The sequence below is a fragment of the Vibrio sp. OPT46 genome, assembly GCF_015163535.1.
GTDB classification, from domain to species: domain Bacteria; phylum Pseudomonadota; class Gammaproteobacteria; order Enterobacterales; family Vibrionaceae; genus Vibrio; species Vibrio alginolyticus.
In genome coordinates, this window is record NZ_JADDYG010000227.1 from 1 (window position 1) to 1,381 (window position 1,381).

1 protein-coding gene is annotated in these 1,381 nt (G+C 47.9%); it reads right to left on the reverse strand.

Features of this window, described 5'->3' with window-relative positions:
- Positions 1 to 148: 148 nt before the first annotated feature.
- On the reverse strand, positions 149 to 1,381 hold a 1,233-nt coding region (locus IQR33_RS09280), incomplete at its 5' end, for a uracil-xanthine permease family protein (protein ID WP_193843655.1).

Consider the following 1,381-nt stretch of genomic DNA (forward strand, 5'->3'; position numbering starts at 1 on the left):
TCAAATGAGGCCTCATACGGCTTTAAAATACAAAACGCCCGATGAAGTACATCGAGCGTTTTAGTTAAAAAGTGTCAACCCATATCAGGACGGGTCATACAAGAGGAGAAGAGTAAGACACGCCACCTAATAAAGCGGCGCAAACGAACTATTTCGCGCTTTCTTCTTCCATTTGTGCGTTATCCACAACGTGGTTTTCACCTAAATCGTTTGGTAGCACAAGGTTAAGAATAATTGCCACGATACCGCATAGGCTCACACCTTGTAGACTGAACTCACCAATACCGAAAGCCATACCACCAATGCCAAACACAAGTGTTACGGCAACAATCACTAGGTTACGAGACTTATGTAAATCAACGTTATTCTTGATCAGTGTGTTGAGGCCTACCGTTGCGATGGAGCCGAACAGCAGAATCATGATGCCGCCCATGACAGGAACTGGAATCGTTTGAAGAACCGCACCTAGCTTACCTACCAATGCAAGTACGATTGCGGTGATTGCTGCCCAAGTCATGATCACAGGGTTAAATGCTTTGGTTAGCATTACCGCTCCTGTTACTTCACTGTAAGTGGTGTTTGGTGGAGCACCCACCATCGAAGCTGCGATAGTTGCCACCCCGTCACCTGCGATTGTGCGGTGAAGGCCTGGTTTTTTCAGGTAGTTTTTACCTGTAACGTTTGAGATAGCAAGCATGTCACCTACGTGCTCAACCGCAGGTGCGATAGCGACAGGAATCATGAACAAAATTGCGTTGATATTGAACTCTGGCGCGGTGAAGTTTGGCATGGCTAGCCAAGCCGCTTGCTCTACGGGAGTGAAATCAACCACCCCGTAGAATAGAGAAACAGAGTAACCAGCAAGAATACCACCAACAATAGGAACGAGCTTCAAAAAGCCTTTTGCAAAAACGCTGAGTACAATGGTTGTGAGCAGTGAGACCGCCGAGATAATGATCGCAGCATCACCATTAACTAGCTGTGCAGCTCCATCACCAGTTTTACCTACCGCCATGTTCACTGCTGTTGGGGCAAGGCCAAGGCCGATAACCATGATCACAGGGCCAACGACAACGGGCGGGAGAATTTTATGGATAAATCCAACACCGCGCACTTTGATCATAGCCCCTAGAGCCACATAAACTAAGCCCGCTGCCATCAAGCCGCCCATCGTTGCACCGATACCCCAAGTTTGGATACCGAACATAATAGGAGCAATAAACGCAAAAGAAGAGGCAAGGAAGATGGGAACAGAACGTTTAGTCATTAATTGGAAGAGGAGGGTACCGACACCGGCACCAAAGAGGGCTACGTTTGGATCAAGGCCAGTTAGGAGCGGCACAAGCACCAAAGCACCAAAAGCGACAAAGAGCATTTGAGC